Source organism: Streptococcus intestinihominis, assembly GCF_046824975.1.
Classification (GTDB): Bacteria; Bacillota; Bacilli; order Lactobacillales; family Streptococcaceae; genus Streptococcus.
In genome coordinates this window covers 512203-516248 of record NZ_JBKQBL010000001.1, presented here as the reverse complement: position 1 = coordinate 516248, position 4046 = coordinate 512203, and the positions used below count along the sequence as shown (strand labels likewise).

The following is a 4046-nucleotide window of genomic DNA, read 5'->3' as shown; positions in this document are numbered from 1 at the left end:
TCCAAAACTAAGTCATGGAACTTCTTCGAAGTTCGCTGACGTCCGCCCTCACCTAAGGAAAGTTTTTAAGATTGCTTTGTCTTCAATCTGAGAGGCTCCTAGGGGGCCTCTTTTTTCTGTGTGATAAAAAATACAAAAAAATTCTTGACAAACTAAAAAATTAACGTTATCATTAACTAGTTAATTAACTGTTTAATGAACCGATTAAGAAAAAGAAAGGATTTATACATGTTTGGGAGGAAACTAAGAGCCTTAGGAATAGGATTCGTCTGCCTTTTGTTGCTAGTGGCTTGTGGGAGCCAGAGGAGTTCGGGAGCTGACTCTACTAAAAAGGGGCTCAAAATTGTGACGAGTTTTTATCCTGTCTATTCCCTGGTGAAGGAAATTTCAGGCGATCGAAACGAAGTATGGATGGTTCAGTCAGGTGCTGGGATTCATGATTACGAACCTTCGGCCAAGGAGACAGCCCAGATCTATGATGCGGATGTCTTCGTCTACCATTCTCAAACACTCGAATCTTGGGCTGGACGTCTAGATCCTAGCTTGCAAGACTCGAAACTGCGGGTCATCGAAGCCAGCAAAGGAATGGAATTGGATAAGGTCGCTGGCTTAGAAGATATTGAGGATACGGAAGGGAAGGATGCAAAACACTTGTATGACCCCCATACCTGGATGGATCCACTGAAAATCGCCGAAGAAGGGAAGATCATCGCCAAAGAGTTGGGAGACATCGATCCAGAAAATAGAAGTTATTATGAGGCTAATGCCCAAAAGCTTGCAAAACGCTGTGAGGCTTTGGTGGACAAATACCAACCTCTCTTTGAAAAAGCGACACAAAAAACCTTTGTGACTCAGCATACAGCCTTTTCTTATTTAGCCAAGCGCTTTGGTTTGAAACAATTAGGAATTGCAGGGATCTCGCCTGAGCAGGAACCAACAGCCCGTCAATTAGCTGAGATTCAGCAGTTTGTCAAGGACTATCAAGTTCAGACTATCTTTGTTGAGAAGCATACCTCGTCCAAGGTGGCTGATAGCATTGCCAAGGCGACAGGGGCAAAGGTGAAGGTCTTGGATCCTCTCGAAGCAGATCCAGAAAATAACAAAGATTTCTTGGAGAACCTAGAAGAAAATATGGCGAGTCTAGCGAAAGAATTACAGGAGTAAGTAGAAAGAATGAAGAAAAAAGGAACAATTGGATTAGTAGCGACCTTAGGTCTGGGTTTATGTGCCTACGCCTTAAGTCAGCAAGCACCAGTCAAGGAAGACAAAAAGAGTCAGAATCAGGTGCAGTATTTACAAGGAGACAAGAAAAAGTCAGCTAGTAGCTCAAACAAGCAGGAAGAAAGCATTGAATCCGTCAACTCGAAGGAAAAGACCAAGGCAGAGCAGATTGTGGTTAAGATTACTGACGAGGGCTTTGTGACTTCCCATGGAGATCATTTCCATTACTACAATGGCAAGGTCCCTTACGATGCGATTTTTAGTGAGGAGTTGATTTTACGGGACCCTTCTTACCAACTACAGCAATCAGACATAGTCACACAGGTGCGAGATGGCTATATTATCAAGAAGGATGGGAACTACTACCTTTATCTAACCGATCCGCAACATACACTGAATGTTCGTTCGGTGGAGGAAATTGCCCAACAGAAAAAAGGAGAGCTGGTTTCAGATTCGAAAGAGAGTGTCCAAAAAGCTGGGCAAACTCGTGATTTTAGTCAGCCAAGTCAGGCTTTACGAGAAGGGAAAACAGTAGCCAGTCTAACAGCAGGAGTCAAGCCTAGCCAGGGTGGCTACCGGACAGATGACGGCTATGTCTTCCATCCTGGGGATGTGATTTCTGATACAGGAGATGGCTTTATCGTGCCTCATGGGGGACACTACCACTATATTCCGAAGAGTGCCTTATCAGCTGGAGAATTATATGCTGCCTTAGCGGTTTTAAATGGAGGAGGAAAAAATGAAGTAAATCCTATTGCTCCACCTTCTAGCCAGCTAGCTTCATCGGGTAATCCGAATCAGCCAATCTCAGACCCGGTCACTCCAACGATTACAGCTTCTGTGCCTCATCCAACAGCAACTAATAAAGGGGGGACCTTGCCGAGCCTTTTGGAAGAGTTGCAAAAAACTCCGCTTTCAGAGCGCCATGTTGAGTCGGATGGTTCTGTTTTTGATCCAAGTAAGATTACCAAATGGACAGATCAAGGGGTAGTTTATCCTCATGGGGATCATTTCCATTTCATCCCTTATAGTCTCCTTTCGCCTTTAGAGCGGGAGTTGGCACGACAGTTCCAACTATCCCGTACACAAGGTGGAAGTATCGCAAAAGAAGAGAGTCCAACTCAACCTTCAAGCCCAGACACAAAACCAGTCGATCAGAACCACGACCATGAGAAGGAGGATCCTCATCACAAGCATGACCATGAGGAGCATGAAGCCGATCATGATCATCATCATGAAGGTGAACAGGCCCATGAGCACGATCATGGATTCCATGCAGATCATGTCATCAGCAAGGATGACGAGGGTTATATGGTCGCTCACGGAGACCATGCCCATTACTTCTACAAGAAGGATCTCTCACCTCAAGAAATCGCTGCTGCAGAGGCAGTGCTAGCTGGTAAGAAGGAAGAGGACAAGGGGCAACCACTGACAGATGATGTGGCGACCTATTCGCGCGATGCTTCGGATGAAGAAAAAATCCAGTACATTAGCCAGACCTACGGCGTTCCTCGGGAAGCTATCAAGATTTCCAATGGTTTCTTTGTCTTTAACAATCCAGACCAAGAATACGATCCAACCCATATCCACCCTTATGCAGTACGGAAGGAGCATGTTCGGATTCCGCTTGAAACAGGGAATCCTGAGCTAGACTTTATCAACGAGCTCTATGCAACAGCGCTTCGCTCTGGTATTTCGCCATATACCATGCAAATCGAGAACGGCCAGTTTGTCATTCCGCATGGAGATCATAACCACTACATCAAGGTACGCTCAGCAGGATTGGCGGACTACTTGGCTCACCGTCTACCGACCATCCAAGGAGCTTACCAGAAAGGTGACTTGGACCAGAAAGCTGTAGAGGACAAGGTCAACCAACTCCTAGCAGAAAGTCGGACGTTGTACGCATCCGACCCTCTGCAACAAAGACGGATTGAGTTAAACTTGGGTCAATTCTTAGAAACAGTTAAAAACTTCCCAAGCAATTCGACAGCAGGCTACTTGGCAAGTCTTGACCAAGTTGATAAAGAATACATCCATGCGACTCAGGAAGTCAAGCCAAAAGAAGAAACGGCCTTGGATCGTCGCTACCAGGAATTGTTGGAACAGGTTCGCTTGCTAGATACCGAAGCCTTCCAACTCAAGAAAGAAAGCCTTGTTTCTCAGTTGCAGGAAGCCTATACAGCTAAAGATAGCCAAGGCTTGGAGCAAGAAGGAAAATTGTTGCAAGCTATTCAGGAGATGCAAGATCGTACTGGTGTGACTTCGGTGGACTACCTCAAGTATTTCTACCAAAGTTTAAGCGATGCGCGCTTGACACCAGAATTGCGGGCGACAGCAGCAGACCTTGCTTTGAAGCTTTACCGGGCTCAGGCCTTTGAAGAAGCTTGGGACTCAAAAGCCCATTTCATGGAACTCTACCAAGCCAAGCAGGCCATTGACCAACTAGTGTCTCAGGAAAATGCTCCAACCTATCCAATTGAAAAAACAGTTCTGGATCAAAAGGGAGCAGATGCTCCTTCCTATAATCTAGCTGTTTACGACTTCCTCAAGGGAGTCTATGGTGGCCTGGATGAAAAGACAGAGTCTCGTCAACGCTCTAGTCTCTTGACAGTACTTGTAGAACAAATCACCTCTCTGTTGCCACAAGTAGAGGAAAGCAAACGTCCTGCCTTTGAAGAACGTTTGGAACAGGTGCGCCAAGAGCCAGATGCTGATAAGGCTTTGACAACTGGGAAAACTCTTTTGCGTGAAGTTGGTGAAACGATTGAACAACAAAAGCAAAAGAAAACAGAAGAACCTCAACTTGGCGACGTAGCCCTCTA

Annotated in this window: 2 protein-coding genes; both read left to right on the top strand. The window is 45.6% G+C overall.

Features of this window, described 5'->3' with window-relative positions; all coding sequences use genetic code 11:
- Positions 1–228 precede the first annotated feature (228 nt).
- Positions 229–1164, top strand: a complete 936-nt coding sequence (locus tag ACLOR3_RS02595) for a metal ABC transporter solute-binding protein, Zn/Mn family (protein ID WP_411400151.1) — start codon at positions 229–231, stop codon at positions 1162–1164.
- A gap of 9 nt (positions 1165–1173) precedes the next feature.
- Positions 1174–4046: pneumococcal-type histidine triad protein (locus ACLOR3_RS02590; RefSeq protein ID WP_412036961.1), on the top strand; the 2873-nt coding region annotated here is incomplete at its 3' end.

Excerpts from the sequence above, each read along its gene's own strand:
- ACLOR3_RS02595 (WP_411400151.1), top strand. The coding sequence starts at position 229 with ATGTTTGGGAGGAAACTAAGAGCCTTAGGAATAGGATTCGTCTGCCTT.